At 72.2% G+C, this 23,032-nt stretch carries 27 protein-coding genes; 15 read left to right on the forward strand and 12 right to left on the reverse strand.

Going from position 1 to position 23,032, the window contains the following annotated elements; all coding sequences use genetic code 11:
* Nucleotides 1-29: 29 nt before the first annotated feature.
* From JX575_RS10965 to JX575_RS19890, 3 genes are read left to right on the forward strand one after another with little or no spacing between them, the layout of a single operon-like run.
* The gene (locus tag JX575_RS10965; protein WP_186342606.1) at nt 30-746 is read left to right on the forward strand and encodes a maleylpyruvate isomerase family mycothiol-dependent enzyme; all 717 of its coding nucleotides are present in this window, start codon (nt 30-32) and stop codon (nt 744-746) included.
* Nucleotides 740-1,429 (forward strand): MBL fold metallo-hydrolase, encoded by a 690-nt coding sequence (locus tag JX575_RS10970; RefSeq protein WP_186342607.1) that lies wholly within the window; start codon nt 740-742, stop codon nt 1,427-1,429. The genes JX575_RS10965 and JX575_RS10970 overlap by 7 nt, the downstream gene beginning before the upstream one ends.
* A gap of 34 nt (nt 1,430-1,463) precedes the next feature.
* Entirely contained in the window at nt 1,464-2,144 is a 681-nt protein-coding gene (locus JX575_RS19890) for a thioredoxin domain-containing protein (RefSeq protein WP_186342608.1), read from the forward strand.
* A 30-nt stretch (nt 2,145-2,174) separates the two neighbouring features.
* On the opposite strand, the gene JX575_RS10980 is transcribed toward JX575_RS19890, so the two are convergent.
* Nucleotides 2,175-2,738, reverse strand: a complete 564-nt coding sequence (locus JX575_RS10980; RefSeq protein ID WP_186342609.1) for a cytochrome b/b6 domain-containing protein — start codon at nt 2,736-2,738, stop codon at nt 2,175-2,177.
* Between the two features lie 62 nt (nt 2,739-2,800).
* Between JX575_RS10980 and JX575_RS10985 the strand changes: the two genes are divergently transcribed.
* The gene (locus JX575_RS10985; protein ID WP_186342610.1) at nt 2,801-3,442 is read left to right on the forward strand and encodes a sulfotransferase family 2 domain-containing protein; all 642 of its coding nucleotides are present in this window, start codon (nt 2,801-2,803) and stop codon (nt 3,440-3,442) included.
* Here JX575_RS10985 and JX575_RS10990 read toward each other — a convergent pair.
* Nucleotides 3,436-4,101, reverse strand: a complete 666-nt coding sequence (locus JX575_RS10990; RefSeq protein ID WP_186342611.1) for a hypothetical protein — start codon at nt 4,099-4,101, stop codon at nt 3,436-3,438. The genes JX575_RS10985 and JX575_RS10990 overlap by 7 nt on opposite strands.
* Before the next feature lie 91 nt (nt 4,102-4,192).
* Here JX575_RS10990 and JX575_RS10995 point away from each other — a divergent pair, with 91 nt between their 5' ends.
* From JX575_RS10995 to JX575_RS11010, 4 genes are all read left to right on the forward strand, one after another.
* Nucleotides 4,193-4,837 (forward strand): sulfotransferase family 2 domain-containing protein, encoded by a 645-nt coding sequence (locus JX575_RS10995; protein ID WP_186342612.1) that lies wholly within the window; start codon nt 4,193-4,195, stop codon nt 4,835-4,837.
* Between the two features lie 128 nt (nt 4,838-4,965).
* Nucleotides 4,966-5,496 (forward strand): DinB family protein, encoded by a 531-nt coding sequence (locus JX575_RS11000; protein ID WP_186342613.1) that lies wholly within the window; start codon nt 4,966-4,968, stop codon nt 5,494-5,496.
* 174 nt (nt 5,497-5,670) lie between these two features.
* Nucleotides 5,671-7,095 carry an HNH endonuclease signature motif containing protein gene (locus tag JX575_RS11005; RefSeq protein ID WP_206054370.1) on the forward strand — a complete coding sequence of 475 codons (1,425 nt, stop codon included), beginning with the start codon at nt 5,671-5,673 and terminating at the stop codon, nt 7,093-7,095.
* Nucleotides 7,096-7,296: 201 nt separating this feature from the next.
* Nucleotides 7,297-7,719 carry a GNAT family N-acetyltransferase gene (locus JX575_RS11010; protein WP_186341191.1) on the forward strand — a complete coding sequence of 141 codons (423 nt, stop codon included), beginning with the start codon at nt 7,297-7,299 and terminating at the stop codon, nt 7,717-7,719.
* Nucleotides 7,720-7,746: 27 nt separating this feature from the next.
* Here JX575_RS11010 and JX575_RS11015 read toward each other — a convergent pair whose 3' ends face one another.
* Nucleotides 7,747-8,640 carry an aminoglycoside phosphotransferase family protein gene (locus JX575_RS11015; RefSeq protein WP_206054371.1) on the reverse strand — a complete coding sequence of 298 codons (894 nt, stop codon included), beginning with the start codon at nt 8,638-8,640 and terminating at the stop codon, nt 7,747-7,749.
* A gap of 112 nt (nt 8,641-8,752) precedes the next feature.
* On the opposite strand from JX575_RS11015, the gene JX575_RS11020 reads away from it, so the two are divergent.
* Nucleotides 8,753-9,358, forward strand: coding sequence for a DUF6518 family protein (locus JX575_RS11020; protein WP_186341190.1), 606 nt, complete (start codon nt 8,753-8,755; stop codon nt 9,356-9,358).
* Between the two features lie 58 nt (nt 9,359-9,416).
* Complete coding sequence (locus JX575_RS11025; RefSeq protein ID WP_186341189.1) at nt 9,417-10,715, forward strand: alpha/beta hydrolase; 1,299 nt, start codon at nt 9,417-9,419, stop codon at nt 10,713-10,715.
* Here JX575_RS11025 and JX575_RS11030 read toward each other — a convergent pair.
* Complete coding sequence (locus JX575_RS11030; protein WP_186341188.1) at nt 10,712-11,056, reverse strand: VOC family protein; 345 nt, start codon at nt 11,054-11,056, stop codon at nt 10,712-10,714. The two genes, JX575_RS11025 and JX575_RS11030, sit on opposite strands and share 4 nt — an antisense overlap.
* An 83-nt stretch (nt 11,057-11,139) precedes the next feature.
* On the opposite strand from JX575_RS11030, the gene JX575_RS11035 reads away from it, so the two are divergent.
* Nucleotides 11,140-11,805, forward strand: a complete 666-nt coding sequence (locus tag JX575_RS11035; protein ID WP_241005108.1) for a class I SAM-dependent methyltransferase — start codon at nt 11,140-11,142, stop codon at nt 11,803-11,805.
* On the opposite strand, the gene JX575_RS11040 is transcribed toward JX575_RS11035, so the two are convergent.
* From JX575_RS11040 to JX575_RS11065, 6 genes are read right to left on the reverse strand one after another with little or no spacing between them, the layout of a single operon-like run.
* Nucleotides 11,764-12,885 carry a prenyltransferase gene (locus tag JX575_RS11040; protein WP_186341187.1) on the reverse strand — a complete coding sequence of 374 codons (1,122 nt, stop codon included), beginning with the start codon at nt 12,883-12,885 and terminating at the stop codon, nt 11,764-11,766. The two genes, JX575_RS11035 and JX575_RS11040, sit on opposite strands and share 42 nt — an antisense overlap.
* Nucleotides 12,882-13,625, reverse strand: coding sequence for a methyltransferase domain-containing protein (locus JX575_RS11045; protein ID WP_186341186.1), 744 nt, complete (start codon nt 13,623-13,625; stop codon nt 12,882-12,884). The genes JX575_RS11040 and JX575_RS11045 overlap by 4 nt, the downstream gene beginning before the upstream one ends.
* Entirely contained in the window at nt 13,612-14,895 is a 1,284-nt protein-coding gene (locus tag JX575_RS11050; protein WP_186341185.1) for a glycosyltransferase family 4 protein, read from the reverse strand. Before JX575_RS11050 ends, JX575_RS11045 begins: the two co-directional genes overlap by 14 nt.
* 39 nt (nt 14,896-14,934) lie before the next feature.
* On the reverse strand, nt 14,935-15,906 hold the full coding sequence (locus JX575_RS11055; RefSeq protein ID WP_241005109.1) for an NAD(P)/FAD-dependent oxidoreductase: 972 nt from the start codon (nt 15,904-15,906) through the stop codon (nt 14,935-14,937).
* Between the two features lie 47 nt (nt 15,907-15,953).
* Nucleotides 15,954-16,496, reverse strand: coding sequence for a hypothetical protein (locus JX575_RS11060; RefSeq protein WP_186341183.1), 543 nt, complete (start codon nt 16,494-16,496; stop codon nt 15,954-15,956).
* 6 nt (nt 16,497-16,502) lie between these two features.
* Nucleotides 16,503-16,997: a hypothetical protein gene (locus tag JX575_RS11065; RefSeq protein ID WP_186341182.1), complete on the reverse strand. Its 495-nt coding sequence runs from the start codon at nt 16,995-16,997 to the stop codon at nt 16,503-16,505.
* Between the two features lie 64 nt (nt 16,998-17,061).
* Between JX575_RS11065 and JX575_RS11070 the strand changes: the two genes are divergently transcribed.
* Nucleotides 17,062-17,721, forward strand: coding sequence for an ion channel (locus JX575_RS11070; protein WP_241005110.1), 660 nt, complete (start codon nt 17,062-17,064; stop codon nt 17,719-17,721).
* A 4-nt stretch (nt 17,722-17,725) separates the two neighbouring features.
* On the opposite strand, the gene JX575_RS11075 is transcribed toward JX575_RS11070, so the two are convergent.
* Nucleotides 17,726-18,289, reverse strand: coding sequence for a hemerythrin domain-containing protein (locus JX575_RS11075; RefSeq protein ID WP_186341181.1), 564 nt, complete (start codon nt 18,287-18,289; stop codon nt 17,726-17,728).
* Between the two features lie 96 nt (nt 18,290-18,385).
* Here JX575_RS11075 and JX575_RS11080 point away from each other — a divergent pair, with 96 nt between their 5' ends.
* A complete protein-coding gene (locus JX575_RS11080) occupies nt 18,386-18,889 on the forward strand; it encodes a DUF1707 domain-containing protein (RefSeq protein WP_206054372.1) in 504 nt (167 codons plus the stop codon).
* A gap of 146 nt (nt 18,890-19,035) precedes the next feature.
* Here JX575_RS11080 and uvrB read toward each other — a convergent pair whose 3' ends face one another.
* Nucleotides 19,036-21,165: an excinuclease ABC subunit UvrB gene (gene uvrB / locus JX575_RS11085; protein WP_186341180.1), complete on the reverse strand. Its 2,130-nt coding sequence runs from the start codon at nt 21,163-21,165 to the stop codon at nt 19,036-19,038.
* Nucleotides 21,166-21,219: 54 nt separating this feature from the next.
* Here uvrB and JX575_RS19645 point away from each other — a divergent pair, with 54 nt between their 5' ends.
* Together JX575_RS19645 and JX575_RS11090 are read left to right on the forward strand one after the other, a co-directional pair.
* Entirely contained in the window at nt 21,220-21,726 is a 507-nt protein-coding gene (locus JX575_RS19645) for a hypothetical protein (RefSeq protein WP_241005111.1), read from the forward strand.
* 61 nt (nt 21,727-21,787) lie between these two features.
* Complete coding sequence (locus JX575_RS11090; RefSeq protein ID WP_241005112.1) at nt 21,788-23,032, forward strand: phospholipase D-like domain-containing protein; 1,245 nt, start codon at nt 21,788-21,790, stop codon at nt 23,030-23,032.

Below are 23,032 nucleotides of genomic sequence, written 5' to 3' on the forward strand. Positions count from 1 at the left end.
GGAGGCGCCGGTGGTGTCACGATGGTCGGGTGATCGACCTCCCGAGACCAGGCCCGGACACCGTCGCCCGAGCCGATCGAGCGCTCGGCCGCACGGTCGAGGCGCTCGCTGGTGCCCAGTATGCGGAGGCCTCCCGACTGCCGGGCTGGACCCGCAGCCACGTGCTCGCGCACCTCGCGCTCAACGCCGAGGGTCTCGCCGGCGTCCTGCACGGAGCCCGCACCGGACGACCCCAGCCGATGTACGCCTCGCCGCAGGCGCGCGACGCCGACATCGACGACCTCGCGTCGACCGGGCCGGAGGAGCTGCGCGAGCGCCTCGCGGCGTCGACGGCCCGCTTCGGCGAGGCGCTCACCGCGATGCGGCCCGACGACTGGGACGGCCGGTTCGAGCGCACTCCGGGCGGACCTGGCTTCGCGCTGCGCAACGCGGTGCTGATGCGGCTGCGCGAGGTGGAGATCCACCACGCCGACCTCGGCACCGGCTACACGGCCGACGACTGGCCCGAGGACTTCCGCGCGATGCTGCTGGAGTCGATGACCAAGCGCGCCTATCCTCAGCCGTTCGCCGTCCGGCCCACCGACCTCGGGCACACCTGGCGCTACGGTTCGCCCGGCGAGGCCGCCGACCAGGTGCCCGTCGTCAGTGGCACGTCGGGTGCCCTCGGCTGGTGGCTCACCGGCCGTGGCTCCGGCGAGGGCCTCACATCCGATTCCGACGAGCTACCGAAGGTTGATCCATGGTGAACGAGTCCTACACCGGCGAGGTGTCCCCCGGCGGCGAGCCGGGCGTGCGCCCGCTCGGGTGCCTGACCCTGACGAAGGTGGCCGTCGACCCGGAGATGTCCAACAACTGCTACCTGCTGCACTGCACCGAGACCGACGAGCTGGTGCTCGTCGACGCGGCGGCGGAGCCGGAGCGGCTGCTGGAGCTCATCGGCGACCGGGCCCTGACCGCGATCGTCACGACCCACCAGCACTGGGACCACCACCGGGCGCTGGCCGCGGTGAAGGCGGCCCACCCGGGCGCGACGGTGGTCGCCGGCGCCCCCGACGCCGACGCGATCGAGGAGCAGACCGGCGTCACCGTGGAGCGCCGGGTCGGCGAGGGCGACACGGTCGCCGTGGGCACGTGCGACCTGGTGGTCGTTCCGGTCGCCGGCCACACGCCGGGCTCGATCTGCCTGCTCCTCGACGACGAGGCCGTCTCTCCCAGCCCGCAGCTGTTCACCGGCGACTCGCTCTTCCCCGGCGGCGTGGGCTCGACCTTCGGCGACGCCGAGGCGTTCGCCCAGCTGGTCGGCGAGGTGGAGACCAAGCTGTTCGACCGGCTCCCCGACGACACCTGGTTCTACCCCGGCCACGGCAACGACGGCCGGCTGGGCGACGAGCGCCCCCACCTCGCTGAGTGGCGCGAACGCGGCTGGTGAGGCCCTGCTCCGACCTCCGTGGCACTGTGGAGGCATGAGCACGCGAGAGCTGACCCTGGCCGACTTCGAGCAGACCGTGAGCGGTGAGGGCATCGTCCTCGTCGACTTCTGGGCCGCCTGGTGCGGACCGTGCCGGCAGTTCGCCCCCGTCTACGAGAAGGCGTCGGAGGACAACCCCGACATCGTCTTCGGCAAGGTCGACACCGAGGCCGAGCAGCAGCTGGCGCAGATGGCCGCGATCACCTCGATCCCGACCCTGATGCTGTTCCGCGACGGGATCCTGCTCTTCAACCAGGCCGGCGCGCTGCCGCCGCAGGCCCTCGCCGGGGTGATCGAGCAGGCCCGCGGCCTCGACATGGACGCCGTACGCCAGGAGGTCGCCGCCGCGCAGGAGGCCGCCGCCGACGGACCGCAGGACGAGGTGGGTCTCGACGAGTTCGCCGCCGCCCACAGCCAGGGGGCGTTCGTCCTCGACGTCCGCGAGGACGACGAGTACGCCGGCGGTCACGTGCCCGGGGCCACGCACACCGCGATGAACGACGTCCCCGCCCACGTCGCCGAGCTGCCGCGCGACCGGCCCGTCTTCGTGATCTGCCAGTCCGGCGGCCGGAGCCGCCAGGTGGTCGACCACCTGCGAGCCCAGGGCGTCCCGGCGATCAACGTGGCGGGCGGCACCGGGGGCTGGGCGCAGCGCGGCTGGCCGCTCGAGCGCTGACGCGCCCGCTCGGGAGTGCGGGCGCCGGGCTCAGAGCATCCGGCGCAGGATCACCGGGCGCAGGTTGGTGGACAGGTGCGCCGCCAGGGCGGTGAAGAACGCCACATGCGCCCCGATGTGGAGGGGCAGCCAGGCGTCGTCCCCGGTGCCGACGAGCAACAGTCCGCTCAGCGGCACGAGGACCAGCAGCACCAGGAGGGCGCGCTCGGTCCAGTGGACCAGGCGCCGCTGGCGCGTGGAGAGGTGGTCCGACCACGGCGGGAGACCGGCCACCCGTCGCCACAGCGGGCGTACGACACCGAGCAGCAGGACGGTCATCCCGAGGCCGAGGTGCAGCTCCGCCAGGTCGAGCCCGCCGCCGAGCAGGTCGTAGTCGTCGGCGCGCGCCTCGCACGCCTCCTCGAGCCGGTCGAACCGCTCCTCCTCCGCGTCGGTGGTGTCGCCGCCGCTGCGGTCCTCCCCCGACGGGTCGCAGTCGCCGTCGAGGTCGAGGGCGTAGCCGACGGCGAACTGCGCCGCCACGGCCAGCACCGTCAGCCAGTGCAGCACCTTCTGGGAGGCCCGGTAGCCGCGCGCCGGTGCGGTCGTCGTCACGTCGCGATGCTAGGTGCTCGGCGGCGCGTGGGAGCCCTGCCGCGGTGGGATAGCCTCGCCGCGTGCTGATCAGCGACTCGCGCAAGGTGCTCTTCGTCCACGTCCCCAAGACGGGCGGCGTGTCGGTCGAGGAGACCGTCAAGGAGGCCTGCCCCGACGCCCGCAAGGCGCGCGTCCCCATCGGCCGCCACGCGACGCTCGGCAAGATCATCAAGCACGAGCCGCAGGTGATCGACTACTGGACGTTCGGCTTCGTGCGCAACCCGTGGGCGCGGATGGTCTCGTGGTACTCGATGATCTCCGCCTGGGACCGTCGGCACGGCCCCCGCAGCGGCAAGCCGCAGGACGTCAAGCACCACTCGATGCGCGACGGCAACGACATGTGGCGGGCCGCGGCCGCGTACTCCGGCTTCGACGAGTTCGTGATGCGCGGCACCGAGGAGCTGCCCCGCGTCGGCACGCCGCAGATCAAGTACCTCCGCGCCCCCAAGCACGGGCGCGAGGTCGACTTCATCGGCCGCACCGAGAACTTCGTGCAGGACCTCCAGCGCGTGCAGGTGCAGCTCGGCCTCGAGCCGACGACGCCGCCGCACAAGAACAAGTCCAAGCACGGCACCTACCACGACTACTACACCGACGAGACGCGTCAGCGGGTCGCCGAGGTCTACGCCGAGGACATCGAGCTCTTCGGCTACACCTACTGATCTCGCTGCTGACCCAGCGACTCCAGGCGGGTGCCGCGGGCGCCCGACCACACGCCGGCGTCGGCCAGGCGCCGCCACACCTCGTACTCCGGGGCGAAGTGGGCCACCAGCGCCTCGCGGGTGGCGAACCCGAGCTCGCCGTGCTCGGCGGACGAGGCGTTGCGCCGCTCGAACTCCAGCGGTCGGCCGATCCGCTCGGCGAACCACGACGTCCAGACGTCGGGACGCTCGACGGCGAGCACGTGGTCGACCGCGACGCTGCCCTGGGCGTGGATGAACCGCGCAGGGCGGCCCTTCGGCACGGGCGCCTCGTCGTCGCCGGCGAGGTAGTGGAGCGCGAACTCCTCGAAGGTCATCTCGGCCGTCGACTGCCGGCTGTCCTCGCGGGCCCGGTAGCGCCACCACGACTCCAGCCAGGCGACCGGCTCGCGGAACATGGTGACCAGGTCGTAGGACTCGCGTGGGTGCCCCTGCGCGGCGAGCTCGTGCGCCTTGGTGTGGACGAAGCCGCGGGCCGGGAGGTGCTTGCGGCCCGGCGGCGAGCCGACGACCTCGGTGGCGTACGGCGACAGAGTCCGCTCGAGCGACGTGCTCGCGGTCTTGGGCAGGGCGAGGAGCACGAAGTCCCGGCCCGGCCCGAGCTCGAGGAACGTCATCACGCGTCGATCATCGCGCATCCCGAAGCGCCGCGGCCGGGTGGCCCGGATGCAGGCGCGGGCTGCCACAGGTGCGTCGGCTAGCCTCGCGCCCGTGCTGATCTCCGACACCAGGCGCGCCCTGTTCGTGCACGTGCCGAAGACCGGCGGGGTCTCGGTCGGGGTCGTGTTCGAGCGCTGCTGCCCCGACGCGCGGAGCAAGGCGCCCGGCGTACGTCCCCCGCTCGGCCGGCACGCGCCGTACGCCCGCATCCTGCGCGCCGAGCCCCAGACGGCCGACTACTGGTCGTTCGCGTTCGTGCGCAACCCGTGGGCGCGGATGGTCTCGTGGTGGTCGATGATCCAGGACTGGGACCGCGAGTGGGGCCCGTCGAGCGGCCGGCCGCAGGGACCCGAGGCCACCCGGATGCGCGGCAACGAGATGTGGCGTGCGGCCGCCGCGTACTCGGGCTTCGAGGAGTTCGTGCTGCGGGGCACCACCGAGCTCCCGCGGGTCGGCCGGCCGCAGGTGGACTACCTGCGCGCGCCCGGCCGGGAGGTCGACTTCGTGGGACGCACCGAGTCCTTCGCCGACGACCTCGCCGAGGTCGAGCGCCGACTCGGCGGCGAGCCGGTCCACGTGCCGCACCGCAACAAGTCCCCGCACGGCAGCTACCGCGACTACTACACCGACGCGACCCGGGCGAAGGTCGCCGAGGTCTACGCCCCCGACCTCGAGGCGTTCGGCTACACGTTCTGACACCTCTCCGCGCTCCGCGCTCAGGCGACGGACCCGCGCGTTCGCTGCGGCGTCCTGGGTTCACCGACGGCGAGTGCGGGCGCGACAAATGGCATGCCACGTCTCGCTCGGACAGTACGGTCGCACCCATGACGATCGAGCGCACCGATCCGCCCCTGGCCGCCGACGAGGCCGACATGCTGGTGGCCTACCTCGACTACCACCGAGACACCCTCCGGATGAAGGTCGACGGGCTGACCGCCGACCAGCTGCGACGGACCCATCCGCCGTCGACGCTCACACTGGGTGGACTGCTCAAGCACGTGGCCCTCAACGAGGCGCACTGGTTCGGCTTCGTGCTGCACGGGCGGCCGCTGGGACAGCCGTGGGACTCCGCGGACTGGGATGCCGACCCCGACTGGGAGCTCCGCTCGGCGAGGGACGACAGTCCCGAGGAGCTGCGTCGACTCATGGATGACGCAGTCGCCCAGGCGCGTCGTGACATCGATGACGCCCTCCGGCTGGGCGGGCTCGGCCAGCCGGCCGTGACCCCGAGCCGTCGTGAGGGCGGGCAGTTCACCCTGCGCTGGATCATGCTGCACATGCTCGAGGAGTACGCCCGGCACAACGGACACGCCGATCTCATCCGCGAGTCGATCGACGGTGCCACCGGCGAGTGACCGCGCCCGGCAGCGTCACGCTTGTGGGCATCGGTTCCCGGGGGGTCGCCGTAGGAGCTGTGCTGGAGCTCTTCGCGGAGCGGGCTGTCGTGGGCCGGAGGACACGGTCGGGCGCGCCTCAGCGCCTGTGGAGACGTAGAGCGGCTGTCGGTGGTTCGCCGTAGAATCGAACACATGATCGAGACGCTGACGGGACCGGAGGTGGGTGGGGTCGTGGACCTCACCGCCGGTGGCCTGCTTGCGCTCGCGCGGGAGCGCAAGGCTGCCGAGGAGCGCGCCGCGGCCGATCTGCTCGAGGTGGCTGCGCGGTGGGCTGACCTGCACCCGCCGGAGTCGATCCACCACGCGGCGTCGTTCACCGTGCCCGGCTGTGAGCACGAGGAGCCCATCGCGGGCGAGGGCACGCCGCTGGTCGCGGAGTTCTGCGTGGCCGAGCTCGGGGGCGTGCTCGGGATCTCGACGACCTCAGCGAAGCGGCTCATCGGCCACGCTTTGGAGCTGCGCCACCGGCTGCCGCGGTTGTGGGCGCAGGTCCACGCCGGCAGGGTGCCGGCGTGGCGGGCGCGGGCGGTCGCGGAGGTCACGATCCACGCGGCACCGTCGCTGAGCATCGAGGCGGCGGCGTTCGTGGACGCGCAGGTGGCCGCCGTCGCCGGCCGCATCGGGCCGGCCCAGCTCGACCGGCTGGTCGCCGAGACCATCAAGCGCTTCGACCTCGCTGTGCCGGACCGGTCGGCCGATCCGGAGGACGGCTACCTCGACGTCGACCCGCGTCACGCGACGCTCCACGACCAGCACGTGCACTTCGCCGGCACCATGCGGTTCGAGGCCGAGCTCGACCTCGCCGACGCCCTCGACCTCGACCGCGCGCTCGCGCACGGCGCCGCGACCCTGGCCGCGCTCGGCTCACCCGAGCCGCTCGACGCGCGACGGGCCGCAGCCCTCGGTGACCTCGCCCGCACCCAGACCGCCCTCGACCTCCACCACCAGGGCACCCGGACCACCACAGCGACGCGGACCGATGACGGCCTGCCGGTCGCGCGGGAGGTCGTGCTCCACGCTCACCTCGACGCCACGATCTGCGACACCACCGTGTTCGGTCCGACCGGCCGGTTGGAGGAGGGCCAGCGGCTCGTCCTGCTCGACCAGGTCAAGGACTGGTGCGCCGACTCGCGCACGAAGGTCACGATCAGGCCGGTCATCGACCTCAATGCCCACCTCACCGCGCCCGGCTACGCGATCCCCGACCGGATCCGGGAGCAAGTCGTTCTGAGGGACCGCACCTGCGTGTTCCCGTGGTGCACCCGCCCCGCCCGCGGCTGCGACATCGACCACGTCACCGAGTTCGACCACGACGCCGCCGCGGACGGGAGACCGCAGCCCGGGCCGACGGCTACGCAGAATCTCGCCGCCCTGTGCCGGTCGCACCACCGGCTCAAGACCCACACCGCCTGGCGCTACGCGACGGTCGGGCCGGGCGCATTCGAGTGGACCAGCCCCCACGGCCACCGCTACCGCCGCGACCCCACCGGCACCACCCGGATCGACGAGGCAGAGACGGCCGCACCGCCGGGCATCCCCCACCCCCGCCGACCATGACCCCGCCCCTCACCCCGCCACCCACCCGGTAGCGGGGCCACCGGCACGTCTCGGTGCGAGCGAGCGGCGCCCTGCCGTCCTCGCCGGAGGGGACCCGCGGCTCCAGTTGCGCTCGAGGAGGCCACGCACGCCCCTCCCCCGGCGACGCCCCCTGCCCGACAACCACGGCGCGAGTCCCCCGCGCGCCGCTACGCTCCGGCCATGCGAGACGCACAGATCCTGATCGGCAAGGAGGACCCGGCCCTCGACCAGCGACTCAACGACGAGCTGGACCGCTACAACGCTGCCGCGACCGCGGACGTTGCTCCCGCCGTCGAGCTCACCGTCAAGGTCGAGCAGGACGGCGAGCTGATGGCGGGGGTCTCGGGCTGGACCTGGGGACAGGCCGCCGGGATCGGTCTGACGTGGGTGCACGAGGACCAGCGGGGAACCGGTGTCGGCGCCAGGGCGCTGGCGGCGTTCGAGCACGAGGCCGTCGAGCGAGGCTGCACGCACGTCTTCGTCACGTCGTTCACCTTCCAGGCTCCGGCGTTCTACCAGCGGCTCGGCTACGAGGAGATCTTCCGCTGGGAGTCGGTGCCGACGCCCGGCCGGGACGACGTGCACCTGCGCAAGCAGCTCTGAGGCGCCGCGACCGAGGCCGGGCCCGGCTCACCCGTCGAGCGAGGCGATGAGCCGCCGCACGGTCTGCAGCGCGCCGCGCGAGGTCTCGGGGGCGGTGTCGCGGTAGTAGGTCCAGGCGCTGATGGCGGGGGCGAGCGCGAAGCCACGGGCACGGCGGTAGGCGGCCTCGTCGAGCCCGACGCTCTCGCGGTAGAGCCCGGCGGCCGACGACGGGACGTAGCCCCACATCGCGTTGAGCTCGATCGCGGGGTCACCGCGCCCGGCGGCGCCCCAGTCGATCACCGCGACCAGGCGGCCGTCGCGCACCAGCAGGTTGCCGTCGTGCAGGTCGGCGTGGAACCAGCACGGCTCGCCGTCGTGCGCCGGCGCCGCCAGCGCGTCCTCCCAGACGGCGAGCACCGCGTCGCGGGAGACCGCACCGGCGTCGGCCCGGGCGGTCCACTCCCGCACCCAGGCGTCGAGGGCTGCCAGCGGGGCACCGCGTCCCTCGGTCTTGACCGGGGCGTCCATGCCCGGGACGGCGCGACAGGCTCGCACGAACGTGCCGAGCTCGACCGCCCACCGCTCCGGGTCGTAGGTGGCCTCCGTCGGCGTCGTGCCCTCGATCCATGGCACGACGGTCCACGGCCACGGGAAGCCCTCACCCGGCTCCCCCAGCGCGACGGGCGCCGGGATCGCCACCGGCAGGTGCGGCGCCAGTCGCGGCAGCCACGTGTGCTCGAACGCCACCGTCGCGGCCGGTCCGGGGATCCGGGGCATCCGGACGAGCAGGTCCTCGCCGAGGCGGAAGAGCTGGTTGTCGGTGCCGACGGGCGGCAGCCGCCGCACCGGCAGCCCGGACCACTGCGGTAGCTGCTCGGCGACGAGTCGCCGTACGGTCTCGTCGTCGGCCACGTGCTCATCGGCGTGCATCCCCGTCATCGGTGACGAACGTAGTGCGCGAGCTCGTCCTCCGGTACCGACTTTCGGTACCCAGGTGCCGGGGTCGCCCGGATCGGTGGAGCGGGCGCCCCGCCCCGTCGAGGATGGAGCCATGAACCCCATGGCCCGATGGCCCCTGTCCGCACTCGTCGTCGTGGCCGGCAGCCTGGTGCTGGGCGGGCTGACGTCGTGGGCGCAAGGCTTCCTGCCCGACGCGTTGTCGTCGTTCGCCAACTCGCCGTCCGGCTGGACGGTGCTGACCGCGTCGATGATCGTCGCGGTCCGACCGACCGTGGCCGCGGGCGCGGTGCTCGGGGTGGTGTCCTTCGTCAGCCTCGTCCTGGGCTACACGGTCGCCTCCGAGCTGCGCGGGCTCGCCTACGACCCGCTGTTCTGGAGCCTGGTGGGTGTGGTCGCCGGCCCGTTCGTCGGCGCCGCCGCGGCCGCGGTCGTCGGAGGCCACGCCGTCCGTGCGGCGCTCGGCGCCGGCGCGCTGGCGGGTGCGCTGGTCGCGGACGCGATCTACGGGCTGACGGTCGTCGGCGACACGACCAGCCCGGTCTACTGGCTGCTCTGCCTGGCCCTCGGCGTCGTCCTGCTCGGCGTGGTGGTCGTGCGGCTGCGCAGCCGGGTGGCGCTCACGACGCTCGCCGGCACCGCCGTCGCAGCCACCGGCGTGCTGGGCGCCGGCTACGCCGTGCTCAACGGGCTCGCCTGACGCAGGGTTCGGTCGGCTCGCCGGACAGGGAGTGGTACCGACGAGTAACGTATGGCACGTGAGCTTCCTGACCCGCCAGGCCGTGATCGCCGCTCTCACCGCGAACGCCCTCCGCCCGCCGCGCGGCCGACGTGCCGGGCTGCCCGCGTTCGTCGCCGGGTGGCTCTTCGGCGAGACCGCACCGCAGATGCTGGCCCTCACCGCGCTCGACGCGGCGAGCCACCTCACCAAGAGCCGTCGCAGTGGGATCCGCGCCAAGGCGGGGCTCGCGCTCGCCGGCGCCAGCGCGCTCGGCCTGGCCCACATGATCCGGCAGAGCCAGCGCGCCGAGGACCGCTTCGAGGACGCCCTGCTCGACGGGCTCGGCGTCGACTACGTCGAGCAGCTCGACGAGGCGCCCGACCCGGCCGACCTCGCGACCCCCTGGCGACGGCTCGCGCGGCCCTTCGACTTCCGCGACGACGCCGTCCGGGTGATCAGCGACCTGCCCTACTCCGAGGCCGGCAAGCGCGGCCACCTCGACATCTACCTGCCGGCGGACCAGGACGCGATCACGGACGCCCCCGTGCTCCTGCAGGTGCACGGCGGCGCCTGGACGCTGGGCGCCAAGGAGCACCAGGGACGCCCCCTGATGAACCGGATGGCCGCCAAGGGCTGGGTCTGCGTCGCGATCAACTACCGCCTCGCCCCCCGCGACGCGTGGCCCGCCCACATCGTCGACGTCAAGCGCGCCATCTCCTGGGTCAGGGACAACATCGCCGACTACGGCGGCGACCCCGACTACCTCGTGGTCACGGGCGGCTCCGCGGGCGGCCACCTCGCCGCACTCGCAGCGCTGACGCCCGGCGACCCGGCCTTCCAGCCCGGGTTCGAGGACGCCGACACCTCGGTGCAGGCGGCGGTCCCGTTCTACGGCGTCTACGACTTCGCCGGCTCCACCGGCCTGGCCAACGCGATCGGCATGCGCGACGCCTTCCTCGGCCCGCGCGTGGTCCAGACGACGTGGCAGGACGCGCCCGACGTCTACGAGGCGGCCTCACCGATCCTCCGCATCACGCCCGACGCCCCCGACTTCTTCGTCATCCACGGCGAGCTCGACTCGCTGGTCGCCGTCGACCAGGCCCGCCTGTTCGTCGCCGAGCTGCGGCGCACCTCCAGGAAGTCGGTGGTCTACGCCGAGCTGCCGGGCGCCCAGCACGCCTTCGACATGTTCCACTCGATCCGCAGCGCGCACGCCGTGCGGGCCGTCGACCGCTACCTGACCTGGCACTGGAACACCTGGCGCCACGGCCTCGCGGCGGACAGCGGCGTCGAGCCCGACGAGATGCGCCAGGACGTGGACGCCGACGCAGGCTAGCCGTCCGCCTGGGTGATGAAGCCGACCTGGTTGCCGGCCGGGTCGGTCAGCAGGGCCAGGGACGTGCCGCCGCCCACCTCGGTCACCGGGCGTACGACGGTCCCGCCGGCGGCCTCCACCTCGGCCACCTTGGCGGCGAGGTCGTCGGTGCTCCAGTAGACGACGGGTCCGGTCATCCCGTCCCGCTCGCCCTGCGGGTTGAGCCCGATCTCCTGCCCGTCGAGGTTGAACCCGACGTAGTAGGGCGTCTCGGTGTGCGGCTCGGTCCCCCACGCCGTGCGGTAGAACGCCGTGGCGGGCGCGAGGTCGGCGGCGGGGATGACGATGGTGTGGTTGCTCATGGCTGCTCCCGTGTGTGGTGGTTGCTCTCACCCTCCTGACGGCCCCGCGGCCGCCGACGTGACACGCACTAGTCTCTCCACCCGTGCCGTCCTCCGACCCGCTCCCGCCCGACCTGCTCGAGCACGCCCGCGCGGCGAAGGGCTTCATGCCCGACGACGAGGGCGCGCTGCTGCACCGGTGGGCACGGGAGCGGCTGCCGCACGGCCCCGCCCTCGAGGTCGGCACCTACTGCGGGAAGTCCGCGGTCTGGCTCGGCGGCGCGGCACGGGAGGTCGGCGGCACCGTCCTCACCGTCGACCACCACCGCGGCTCGGAGGAGAACCAAGCCGGCTGGGAGCACCACGACGACAGCCTCGTCGACCACGACCTCGGGCTGATGGACACGCTGCCCACCTTCCGCCGCACGATCGCCGCGGCCGGGCTGGAGGAGCAGGTGGTGGCCGTCGTGGGTCGCTCCGAGACGGTCGGCAGGTGGTGGCGCACCCCGCTGTCGCTGCTCTTCATCGACGGCGGCCACGGCGTCGAGCCGGCCCGCACCGACTTCCGCACTTGGCCGCGCTGGGTCGAGGCGGGCGGGGTGCTCGTGATCCACGACGTCTTCCCCGACCCCGCCGACGGCGGCCGGCCGCCCTACGAGGACATCTACCTGCCCGCGATCGCCAGCGGCGCCTTCACCGAGGTCGACGCGGTCGGCTCGATGCGGGTGCTACGTCGTACGGCGGGCGACGCCGGCGACCCGCTCGGCTGAGTCCTCGCCGGGCCGACAGCCGCACTCCAGGCCGACCTCGGCGAAGTCGGGCGCGAGCGTGGTGCCGCGCATGATGTCGGCGCCGGGCGTCCAGTCGCCCAGCGCATCGGCCGCCAGCACGACGGCCGCGGCGGTGTAGGTGGTGTGCTCGACCGGCCAGTTGACGTCGTCGGGGAACACGTAGCCGGTCCAGTAGGACCCGTCGTCGGTGCGCAGGTGCTGCATCGCCGCGAGCAGCTCGAGCGCGCGCTCCCGGTCGCCGAGGGCCTCCAGGGCCAGCACCAGCTCACACGTCTCGGCGCCGGTCACCCACGGGTTCTCCGAGACGCACCGGATGCCCAGCCCCGGCTCGACGAAGGTGTCCCACCGCTCGGCGAGGAGGGTGTGCGCCGCGGGCCCGCGGACCGCACCGCCGAGGACCGGGTAGTACCAGTCCATCGAGAAGTCGGACTTGTCGAGGAAGAGGTCGCGGTGCTCGCGGAGGGCGTGGCCGAGCCGGCCGCCGGCGAGCTCCCACTCGACCTGCGGCTCCCCCACCAGCCCGGCGAGCGCCACCCCTGCGCGCAGCGAGTGGTAGATGCTCGACGAGCCGGCGAGCAGCGCCTGCTCGTTGACCGGACCGGGACGGTCGTCGCGCCACTCCTGCGACCACGCGATCCCGCCGAACGGCAGCTGCAGGCCCACCACGAAGTCGAGCGCACGGCGCACCGTCGGCCAGGTCCGGCGCACGAGCTCCTCGTCGCGGGCGACCAGCCAGTGGTGCCACGTCGCGACCGCGAGGTAGGCCGACATGTTGGACTCGCCGGAGTGGTCCTCGACCTCGCCACCGACGATCTTCATCGGCCACGACCCGTCCGCGCGCTGCGTGTCCCGCACCCAGGCCAGGGCCCGCTCGGCCTCCTCGCGCCGGCCGCCGACCATCAGGGCCATCGCCGCCTCGAGGTGGTTCCACACGTCGGTGTGCTCCCCCGCCGTCCACGGGATGGCACCCGACGGCTCCTGGGTCGCCGCGATCGTCGCCGCGGTCTGCTCGACCTGGGCGCGGGTGAGGATCTCCTCGACCCCCAGGGCTCGGCTCATGCGGGCTTGCGGAAGTAGAGCACCATGCTCTTCCCGATGAGCGGGTCGAGCACCTTGCCGGCGTACTGGAGCGCCTTGGGGTTCTTCATGATCTCCCACACCAGGAGCCGGTGGTAGGCCTTGGCGAGGGGGTGGTCGTCGTTGGTCACGCCGACGGCGCACTTGATCCACCAGTAGGGCGTGTGCAGCCCGTGGGCGTGGTCCTTGCCGAGGAAGACCATCGCGTCGCCGGGCGTGCCGTCGTTGGACCGGCCGGCCTTGGTGACCTTGTCGACGAGCTCCTCGGCGGTGTAGATCCGGACGTGCCCGCCCTCGGCGTTGTGGTAGTCGTCGGAGAGCTTCCAGTTGACGAGCTCGGGCAGCCACCGGGGCACGGAGATGGCCAGCGTGCCACCCGGGCGCAGCACCCGGACGAGCTCCTTGATGGCGTCGACGTCGGCGTGGATGTGCTCGAGCACCTCGGCGGCCACGACGCGGTCGAACTCACCGTCGGCGAAGGGCAGCGCGAGCGCATCGCCCTCCTTGACGTCCGCCTCGGCGGCCGCGGGCACCTCACCGGCCGCGCGCATCGCGGTGAACCACTCGCGCACAGTGGCCAGCTCGTCGGCGTCCTGGTCGAAGGCGATCACGTCCGCGCCGCGCCGGTACATCTCGAACGCGTGCCGACCGGCACCGCAGCCCATGTCGAGCACGCGGTCGCCCGGGCGCAGCCCGAGCCGGTCGAAGTCAACGGTCAGCACGGATGCTCTCCTCCTGGTCCTGCTCGGGCAGGCCTCGCTCACGCCGGAAGTCGGCGATGGTCTCCTCGTAGGCGGCGGCGGTGGCCTCGGCCACGGCACGCCAGCTGAACAGCTCCTCGACCCGGGCCCGGCCGGCCGTGCCCATGGCCGTACGCCGCTCGGGGTCGTCGAGCAGCGCGGCGAGCGCCTGCTCGAGCTCGCCGACGTCGCCGGGGGTCACCAGGTCGGCGCACTCGCCGTCGGGCCCGACGACCTCCGGGATCGCGCCGGCGCGCGAGACCACCAGCGGGGTCGCGCACGCCATCAGCTCGGCCGTCGGCAGCGAGAACCCCTCGTAGAGCGAGGGCACGCACGCCACCTCGGCGGAGCCCATGACCTCCACGAGCTCGGCGTCGCTGACGCCGTTGACGAACTGCACCTTGTCGGCGATGCCGAGCTGGTCGATGAGCTGCTCGGTGCGCCCGCCCGGCTCGGGACGGGTCACCAGCACCAGGGACACGTCGCGCTCGACCGCGAGCTTGGCGAACGCCTCGAGGAGGGTCGCGATGCCCTTCATCGGTGCGTCGGCGCTGGCCATGGCGAGGATGCGGCCCGGCACCCGCGGGGCGGTCGGCGGGGCGAAGACGTCGTCGACGCCCAGCAGGATCGTCCGCATGCGGTCCGGGTCGACGCCGAAGTCGCGCGCGACGTCGCGCCGCGAGGACTCCGAGGGCGTGAGGATCGTGCGGTAGCGCTTGGCGACGCGGGCCTGCATCCGCAGGAAGCCGTACCAGCGGCGCAGCGTGAGCCGCTTGCGCCAGGTGGGCGCGGTCTGGAGGTCGATCTGCCGGTCCATGGTGATCGGGTGGTGGATCGTCGCGATCACGGGGAGCCCGTAGGACTCCAGCGCCATGATGCCGGTGCCGAGCACCTGGTTGTCGTGGGCGATGTCGAAGTCGCCGGCGCGCTCCTTCATCAGCCGGGCGATGCGCGAGCTGAACGTCTTCGGCTCGGGGAACCCGGCCGTGCACATCGTGAGGAACTCCTCGACGTCGATGCGGTCGCGGAACTCACTCGGCCGCGGCACCCGGAACGGGTCGGGCTCGCGGTAGAGGTCGAGGCTCGGCACCTTCGTGAGCCCGACACCCTCGTCGAGGTCGGGGTAGGGCTGGCCGGAGAACACCTCCACCTCGTGGCCGAGGCGGACGAGCTCGCGGCTCAGGTGTCGGATGTAGACGCCCTGCCCTCCGCAATGGGGCTTGCTCCGGTAGGACAGCATGGCGATGCGCACCGGGCCATTATGCCTACCGACAAGTAGCAGCCCGCGCCCTCACCCCTCGCTGGAGTGGCCGGGGAACACGTGGGCGGCCGGGTCGAGGACGACGGCGGCGTTGTTGACGGCCGTCGCGGCCTCTCCGAACCCGACCGCGATGAGCCGGACCTTGCCGGGATAGTCGGTGATGTCGCCGGCGGCGAAGACGCGCGGCAGGTTGGTGCGCATGGACGAGTCGACCACCACGTGGCGCTTGTTGGTCTCCAGCCCCCACTGCTGGATCGCGCCCAGGTCGGCGATGAAGCCGAGGGCCGCGACCAGCGCCTGCGCCGGACGTACGTGGGGGTCCTGGCCGTCGACCGTGATCACGACCTCCTCGAGGTGGGCCGCACCCCGCAGCTCGGTGACCTGCGCGTTGGTGACGATCTCCACGCTGGAGTCCCGGACGGCGGCGACCGTGCGCTCGTGCGCCCGGAACGCGTCGCGGCGGTGGACCAGGGTGACCGACGCGGCGATGGGCTCGAGGTGCTGCGCCCAGTCGAACGCACTGTCGCCTCCCCCGACCACGACCACGTCCTTGCCGGCGTAGGGGGCGAAGCTGGGCACGAAGAACTCCATGCCGCGGCCCACCCAGCCGTCGCCAGCAGGCAGCGGTCGCGGGCTGAACTTGCCGATGCCGGAGGTGATGAGCACGGCGCCGGCAGTGACGCGGGTGCCGTCGTCGAGCGTGACGACGACCTGGTCCTCGCCGTGGTCGAGCGTGATGGCCGTGCGGTCGAGCAGGTAGGTCGGGTCGGCGGTGGCGGCCTGCGTCACCAGCCCCTCGACGAGGTCGCGACCCTTCACGCTCGGGAAGCCCGCGACGTCGAGGATGGCCTTCTCGGGATACATCGCGGTGATCTGGCCGCCGAGCTCGGGCAGCGAGTCGACCACCGCGACGCTCATCCCGCGGAACCCGGCGTAGTAGGCCGAGAACAGGCCGGTCGGGCCGGCTCCGATGATCAGCAGGTCGGTCGTCACGTCGTCCACGTCGCGGATCCTTCCTTCGGGGCGTCCCGGCCACAAGGGCCGGTCCATCACAGGGCGTCGAGCTCGTCGACCCGCCACTCCCCGCCCGTGCGGCGCAGCGTCACCAGCACCCGGTCGAGGTCGAGCGTCGGCGGGTCGAGCCCGCGGCCCGAGGTGTGCTGGTTGACGAAGACGAGCACGCGGGCGTACGACGCGGAGGCGGACACCAGCGCCGTGTCGACGACCTCGGCGCGCACCACCGTGCGGTCGCGGCGGCTCGCGGTCGCGACGCCGGCCATCGTGCGGTCGTAGCGGTCCTGCATCGCGCTCGTCATCAGGGCGCGGGCGTCGGCCTTGTCCGCCGCGAGGGTCTCCCAGGAGTAGCTGTAGGCCGCGGCGGCAGCCTCGCCGGCACGCTCGCGCACCGCGTCCTTGACCGCGGCCGACACGAGCGTCGCCGCGGAGGAGTCGGCGGTCGCGACCGTCGGGGCCGGATCGTCGCCGGCCTCGGTCACGGCCCAGGCCAGCGCGCCGGCGGCCAGGCAGACCAGTGCGCCCAGCACCACCAGCCAGCGCCGCGCGATCGGGGTCGGGACGGGAGTCGGGGTCACGGGTCGTCACCTCACGAACTGCAGGTCGCTGGTCAGCCAGCGCCCGCCCTCGTGCACGAGCCGCAGGCGCAGCCGGTAGTAGCGGACCTGACCCTCGCCGTCGGTGCCCGTGTTGGTGACGGTGCTGTTGGCCGCGACCAGGACCGTCGCGGCGTCGCCGGACTGGTCGCCCACCCCGAGCGAGACGACCTCGGGCGTCGAGACGGCCTCCGTGCGGACCGCCTCGCTGGTGAGCGTGTCGCGCTGCGAGGCGTACTGCTCGGCGAAGTCGCCGGTGGCACCGTCGAGCACCGCCTCGACGAGCGGGTCCATGTCGCGGTGGTCGACGGTGAGGAACGCCATCGCCTCGGCGCGCGCCGCCGCGGCGACGCCCTGGTGGGCGGCCGTCAGCTCGGCGTCGACCTCGTCCTGCGAGGTGACGACCAGGCCGATGGCGACCAGCAGGGCGACGAGCACGACGGCGAGGCCACCGGCCGTCCATCGCCCTGCTCGCGCTCCCACGGGGCGAACCTAGCCCAGCCGAGCCTCCGGGCGCCGCAGCGTCGCGTCCCTAGACTGCATCCTCGTGAGCAGACCTCTCCCGCAGGTGACGGCGCACCCGTCCGCGATGCTGCTCGCCGCCCAGCTGCTGCAGGTGCTCGCGTGGCCCTTCCTGGGCGGCTCGCGACTGGGCGGGGGCTTCCTCGGCGTCATCGCGATGCTCGCGGTCGGCTCGGCGGTGCTCGCGGTCCGGCGTACGCCCAACGTGAGCCGGGTCGTGTTCTTCCTGGGCGCCCCGACGATCGTCTTCACCCTGCTCGAGGCGATCTTCCCCGACACCGACGCGATCCTGCTGGTCTCGGGGATGCTGCACGCGCCGTTCTACTTCTACGTCTCCTACGCGATGCTGCGCTACCTGTTCCACGACGACGAGGTCACCACCGACGAGTACTACGCGACCGGCGCCGCGTTCACCGTCGTGGCGTGGGGCTTCGCCTACGTCTTCTCGGTCGTGCAGATCGTGTGGCCCAACTCGTTCACCAACGCGTCCGGCTTCGAGCACACGTGGTTCGAGCTGCTCTACCTGTCGTTCTCGACGCTCACCAGCGTCGGCCTGTCCGACATCGTCGCCGTCGGCGAGCAGGCCCGCTCGGTGGTCATGGTGGAGATGATGGTCGGGGTCTTCTACGTCGCGATGGTCGTGGCCCGGATGGTCGGGCTCACGATGATGCGCCACCGCCGCTGAGGACTCACTCCTCGTCGTCGTCCTCGTCGTCGTCGAGGAGACCCTCGCGCTCGGCAGCCGCCACGATGCGGCGCACGTTGTCGAGGGAGCCGCAGTCGGCGTCGAGCTGGGCGTTGCGCTCGGTGGCGAAGGCCGTGCCGAGCTCGACGCGGATCCTCTCGCTGACCTCCTCACGCGCCGGGTTGAGGATCGTGAGCTCCTCCTCGGTGAGGTGGTGGTTGAGCGCCGCGGCCAGCTCCTCCACGGCGTCGTCGAAGGCCTGCGTGTCGGTGCCCTTGAGCTCGAGGACCTTCAGCATCGCCTCGTGGCCCTCGGCGTGCTCCTCCTCGCCGTGCTCGGCCTCGTGCTCGGTGATCGCGTTCTTGCGCTCCAGCTTGGGGTAGACGTGCTTCTCCTCGGCCTCGGCGTGGGCGACGTGCAGCGCCGAGAGCGCCTTGCGCACGGCGTCACGGTCGGAGGAGCTGTCGCGCAGCTGCCGGAGGAGGGTCTCGAAGCGGCGGTGGTCCTCGAGGATCAGGTCGATGACGTCGCCGGAGACGGGGCGTCCGAGGTCGATGGGGGTGCTCATGGAGCGGAGGCTAGCCATGCCTCAGGCGCGCGACCTCACCCCTCCGGGTCCGGACGACGTCCTCGTCCGTCGGCGCGCGTGCCTACGATGGGCGTCGTGCCAGGCATCGAGGTGTGGAGCCAGTTCGACCACGATCCGCGCAGCTCCGCCAACGCGGCGATGCGCGCGTCGGACCGCGACCGCGCGGTGATCGAGACCGTGCTCGCCGATGCCTTCGCCGAGGGCCGGCTCACCCGCGCGGAGTACGACGAGCGCGCCGACGCGCTGCTCGCCAGCCGCACGCTGGGCGACCTGGTGCCGCTCGTGGCCGATCTGCCCACCGCCGCGCCCGCCCCGCGCTCGTCGATCCCCGAGCAGGCGACGAGGGCCTACCTCGCCGAGCGGCGCCAGGCCGTGTGGGGCTTCCTGTCGGCCTCGCTGATCTGCTGGGTGATCTGGTTCGCCACCGGCCAGGAGTTCCCGTGGCCGCTGTTCGTGATGCTCGGCACCGGGCTCAACGCCGGGCGCGTGATCTGGCAGAAGGACGACATCATCGAGTCCGAGACCCAGCGGCTGGAGAAGAAGCAGCGCAAGGAGCTCAGGAAGTGGGAGGAGGGCTGAGCTCCCTCGTCGAGGACCCACCGAGCTCGTTCCTCGCTCGGGGCCCTCTCCTCACTTCGTCGCCGGCGCGCTCGCTTCGCTCGCACGCTGCTCCTCGCTCGTCGGGCGCGCCACAGGCCTCGTTCCTCGGCCCGCGCGCGCCCTCCTCACTTCGTCGCCTCCATCATCTGGCGGAGCTCCTTCTTGAGGTCGGAGATCTCGTCGCGCAGCCGCGCCGCCACCTCGAACTGCAGCTCGGCGGCCGCGTGCCTCATCTGGCCGGTCAGCTCCTGGATGAGCTCGGCGAGGTCGCTGCTCGGGATGCCGGCGGTGTCGGGCGCCTCGTCGTGGATCCTCGACAGGGCGGGCGTGGGCGACTTGCCGGCCTTGACCCCTCCGGCGCGGCCCTTCTGGCCGACGTCGGCCCAGGTCTTGAGCAGCTCCTGGGTGGTCTCGTCCTCGCGGGCCAGCATCTCGGTGATGTCGGCGATCTTCTTGCGCAGCGGCTGGGGGTCGATCCCGCGCTCGGTGTTGTAGGCGACCTGGATCGCGCGACGACGGTTGGTCTCGCTGATCGCGTTCTCCATCGAGGGCGTGATCTTGTCGGCGTACATGTGGACCTGGCCGGACACGTTGCGAGCCGCGCGACCGATGGTCTGGATCAGCGACTTGTCGGAGCGCAGGAACCCCTCCTTGTCGGCGTCGAGGATCGCGACCAGCGACACCTCCGGCAGGTCGAGGCCCTCGCGCAGCAGGTTGATGCCGACGAGCACGTCGTACTCACCCATCCGGAGCTCACGCAGCAGCTCGATGCGGCGCAGGGTGTCGACCTCGGAGTGGAGGTAGCGGGTGCGGATGCCGGCGTCGAGGAGGTAGTCGGTGAGGTCCTCGGACATCTTCTTGGTGAGCGTGGTGACGAGGACGCGCTCGCCCTTGTCGGCGCGCTCGCGGATCTCGTGGATGAGGTCGTCGATCTGGCCCTTGGTGGGCTTGACCACGACCTCGGGATCGATGAGGCCGGTGGGCCGGATGATCTGCTGGACGGTGTTGTCGACGCCGCCGACGCGGTCGAGCTCGTAGTTGCCCGGGGTGGCCGAGAGGTAGATGGTCTGGCCGATCCGGTCGACGAACTCCTCCCACTTGAGCGGGCGGTTGTCCATCGCGCTCGGCAGCCGGAACCCGTGGTCGACGAGGTTGCGCTTGCGGGACATGTCGCCCTCGTACATGCCGCCGACCTGCGGCACCGCGACGTGGGACTCGTCGATGACGAGGACGAAGTCCTCGGGGAAGTAGTCGAGGAGCGTGTTGGGGGCGCTGCCCGGAGCGCGGCCGTCCATGTGCATCGAGTAGTTCTCGATGCCCGAGCACGAGCCGACCTGGCGCATCATCTCCACGTCGTAGGTCGTGCGCATCCGCAGCCGCTGCGCCTCGAGCAGCTTGCCCTGCTTCTCGAACGCCGCGAGCTGGTCGTCGAGCTCGAGCTCGATGCCCCGGATCGCCCGCTCCATCCGCTCGGGACCGGCGACGTAGTGGGTGGCGGGGAAGACGTGGAGCTCGGTGTCGTCGGAGATCACCTCGCCGGTGATCGGGTGGAGCGTCATCAGCCGCTCGACCTCGTCGCCGAAGAACTCCACGCGGATGGCGAGCTCCTCGTAGACCGGGAAGATCTCGAGCGTGTCGCCCCGCACCCGGAACGTGCCGCGGGTGAACGACATGTCGTTGCGGGTGTACTGGATCTCCACGAGCCGGCGCAGCACCGAGTCGCGGTCGTGCTCCTCGCCGACCTTGAGCCGCAGCATCCGGTCGACGTACTCCTGGGGGGTGCCGAGGCCGTAGATGCACGACACCGTGGAGACCACGATCGTGTCGCGGCGGGTGAGCAGGCTGTTGGTCGCGCTGTGGCGCAGCCGCTCGACCTCCTCGTTGATCGAGGAGTCCTTCTCGATGTAGGTGTCGGTCTGGGGGACGTAGGCCTCGGGCTGGTAGTAGTCGTAGTAGGAGACGAAGTACTCCACCGCGTTGTGGGGGAAGAGCTGGCGCAGCTCGTTGGCGAACTGCGCGGCCAGCGTCTTGTTGGGCTGGAGCACCAGGACCGGGCGCTGGAGCTGCTCGGTGACCCAGGCGACGGTGGCGGTCTTGCCGGTGCCGGTCGCGCCGAGGAGCACGACGTCCTTCTCGCCGCCCTGGATGCGGCCGACGATCTCCTTGATCGCGGCCGGCTGGTCGCCCGAGGGCTCGTAGTCGGACACCACCTTGAAGGGGGCCACCCGGCGCTGCAGATCGGTGACTGGACGCATGACTCGAGCGTACGCGGGGCCACCGACAGCGGGCGCGCGTGATGGGATCTCCCCGTGGACGACGCACCGACCTACCGCTGGACCGCCGCCCCCGACTCCGCCGCCCGGGCGGCCGACTCCTTCCTGCGCGCGCAGCGGCGCAGCCGGCGCACGGTGACGTTCGCCCTGCTCGCGTGGGTGCTCTACTGCGCCGTCTTCTTCGCCCTCGACCCCGACCCGTCGCGGATCGGCCCCGCGCTCGGGCTCGGCACCGGCACCGTCGCCGTGCTGTTCGGGGCCATCGTGCTGGTCGGCCGCTTCCGGTGGCGCCACGCCTTCCGTCGCCAGCTCGTGCCCGGGCTGGTGGTCACCTCGCGGTTCACCGAGGACGGCCTCGAGCTGAGCAGCCGCGAGGGGACGCAGACGCTGCCCTATGCCAGCCTCGAGTCGCTGCGGCACGACGGCGAGTGGGTCCACGTCCGGCTCGTGGGGTCGCCGACGACCTCCGTCGTGCCCGCCGCCCTGCTCCCGACCCACGAGCTGGCCCGCTTCCCGGCGTACGCCGACGCGCGTCCCGACTGAGCGCCTCCGGCCCCTCGTGCCGGCGGCCCGGCTGGAGGGACACCTCGCTAGATTGACCCCTGTGACCGTCGCCCGCACGCTGACCGCCGTACGGCGCACCCTGCTCACACTGGTCGGGCTCCAGCTCGCCGTCGCCGTCGCGCTCTCGCTCGTCGACTCCTACCGGCGCCGTGGCAAGAAGCCCAAGCCGTTCCCGGTGACGGGGCCCGAGACCGTGCCGGTCGGCGACAGCGAGATCACGACCTACACCTTCGGCCGCGACCTCTACGACGACATGCTGGCCGCCATCGACGGGGCCAAGAAGCAGATCCTCTTCGAGACCTACATCTGGAAGGGCGACGAGATCGGGTGGAAGTTCAAGACCGCCCTCGCCGCCGCCGCCGACCGCGGGGTCGACGTGCACTGCATCTACGACGGCTTCGCCAACCTGGTCGTGTCGCCCGCCTTCAAGCGGTTCCCGTCGTCGCTGAAGGTGCTGCGCTACCCCATGTGGACCGCCGGCTTCCGCGTCTGGGACCTGCGCCGCTACGGCCGCGACCACCGCAAGATCCTCGTCGTCGACGACGAGGTCGCCTTCGTCGGCGGCTACAACATCGGCTCGGCGTACGCCACCGAGTGGCGCGACACGCACGTGCGGATCGCCGGCCCCGGCGTGTGGGACCTCAAGAGGGCGTTCGCCGACCTCTGGAACGTCAACCGGCACCACCGGCTGCGGCGCGACGACCGGCCCCTGCTGCTCGAGACCGCGTCGGAGTGGGACCCCCACATCCGCACGCACCAGAACGTCCCCCGGCAGTGGACGTTCCCGATCCGCAGCATGTACCTCGAGGCGATCGCCCGGGCGAGCCGCAACATCTGGCTCACCACCGCCTACTTCCTGCCCGACCAGGACTTCGTGGACTCGGTGGCCGACGCGGCGCGGCGCGGGGTCGACGTACGCATCCTGCTGCCGCTGAAGTCCAACCACATCGTGGCGGACTGGATCTCGCGGGGCTACTACGGCCAGCTGCTCGCCGCCGGGGTGCGCATCCTCCGCTTCAAGGACGCGATGGTGCACGCCAAGACGGCCACCATCGACGGCAACTGGTCGACCGTCGGCACCGCCAACATCGACCGGCTCAGCCTCCAGGGCAACTACGAGATCAACGTCGAGGTGATCGACCGGGACTTCGCCGCGGTGATGGAGAAGGTGTTCGCCGCCGACGAGTCCAACTGCCTCGAGCTGACCCTGGCGGAGTGGGAGGCGCGCGACCTCAACCGGAAGTTCACCGAGAGCTTCCTCGCGCCGCTGCGTCCGTTCCTCTGA

The organism is Nocardioides sp. zg-1228 (assembly GCF_017086465.1).
Classification (GTDB): domain Bacteria; phylum Actinomycetota; class Actinomycetes; order Propionibacteriales; family Nocardioidaceae; genus Nocardioides.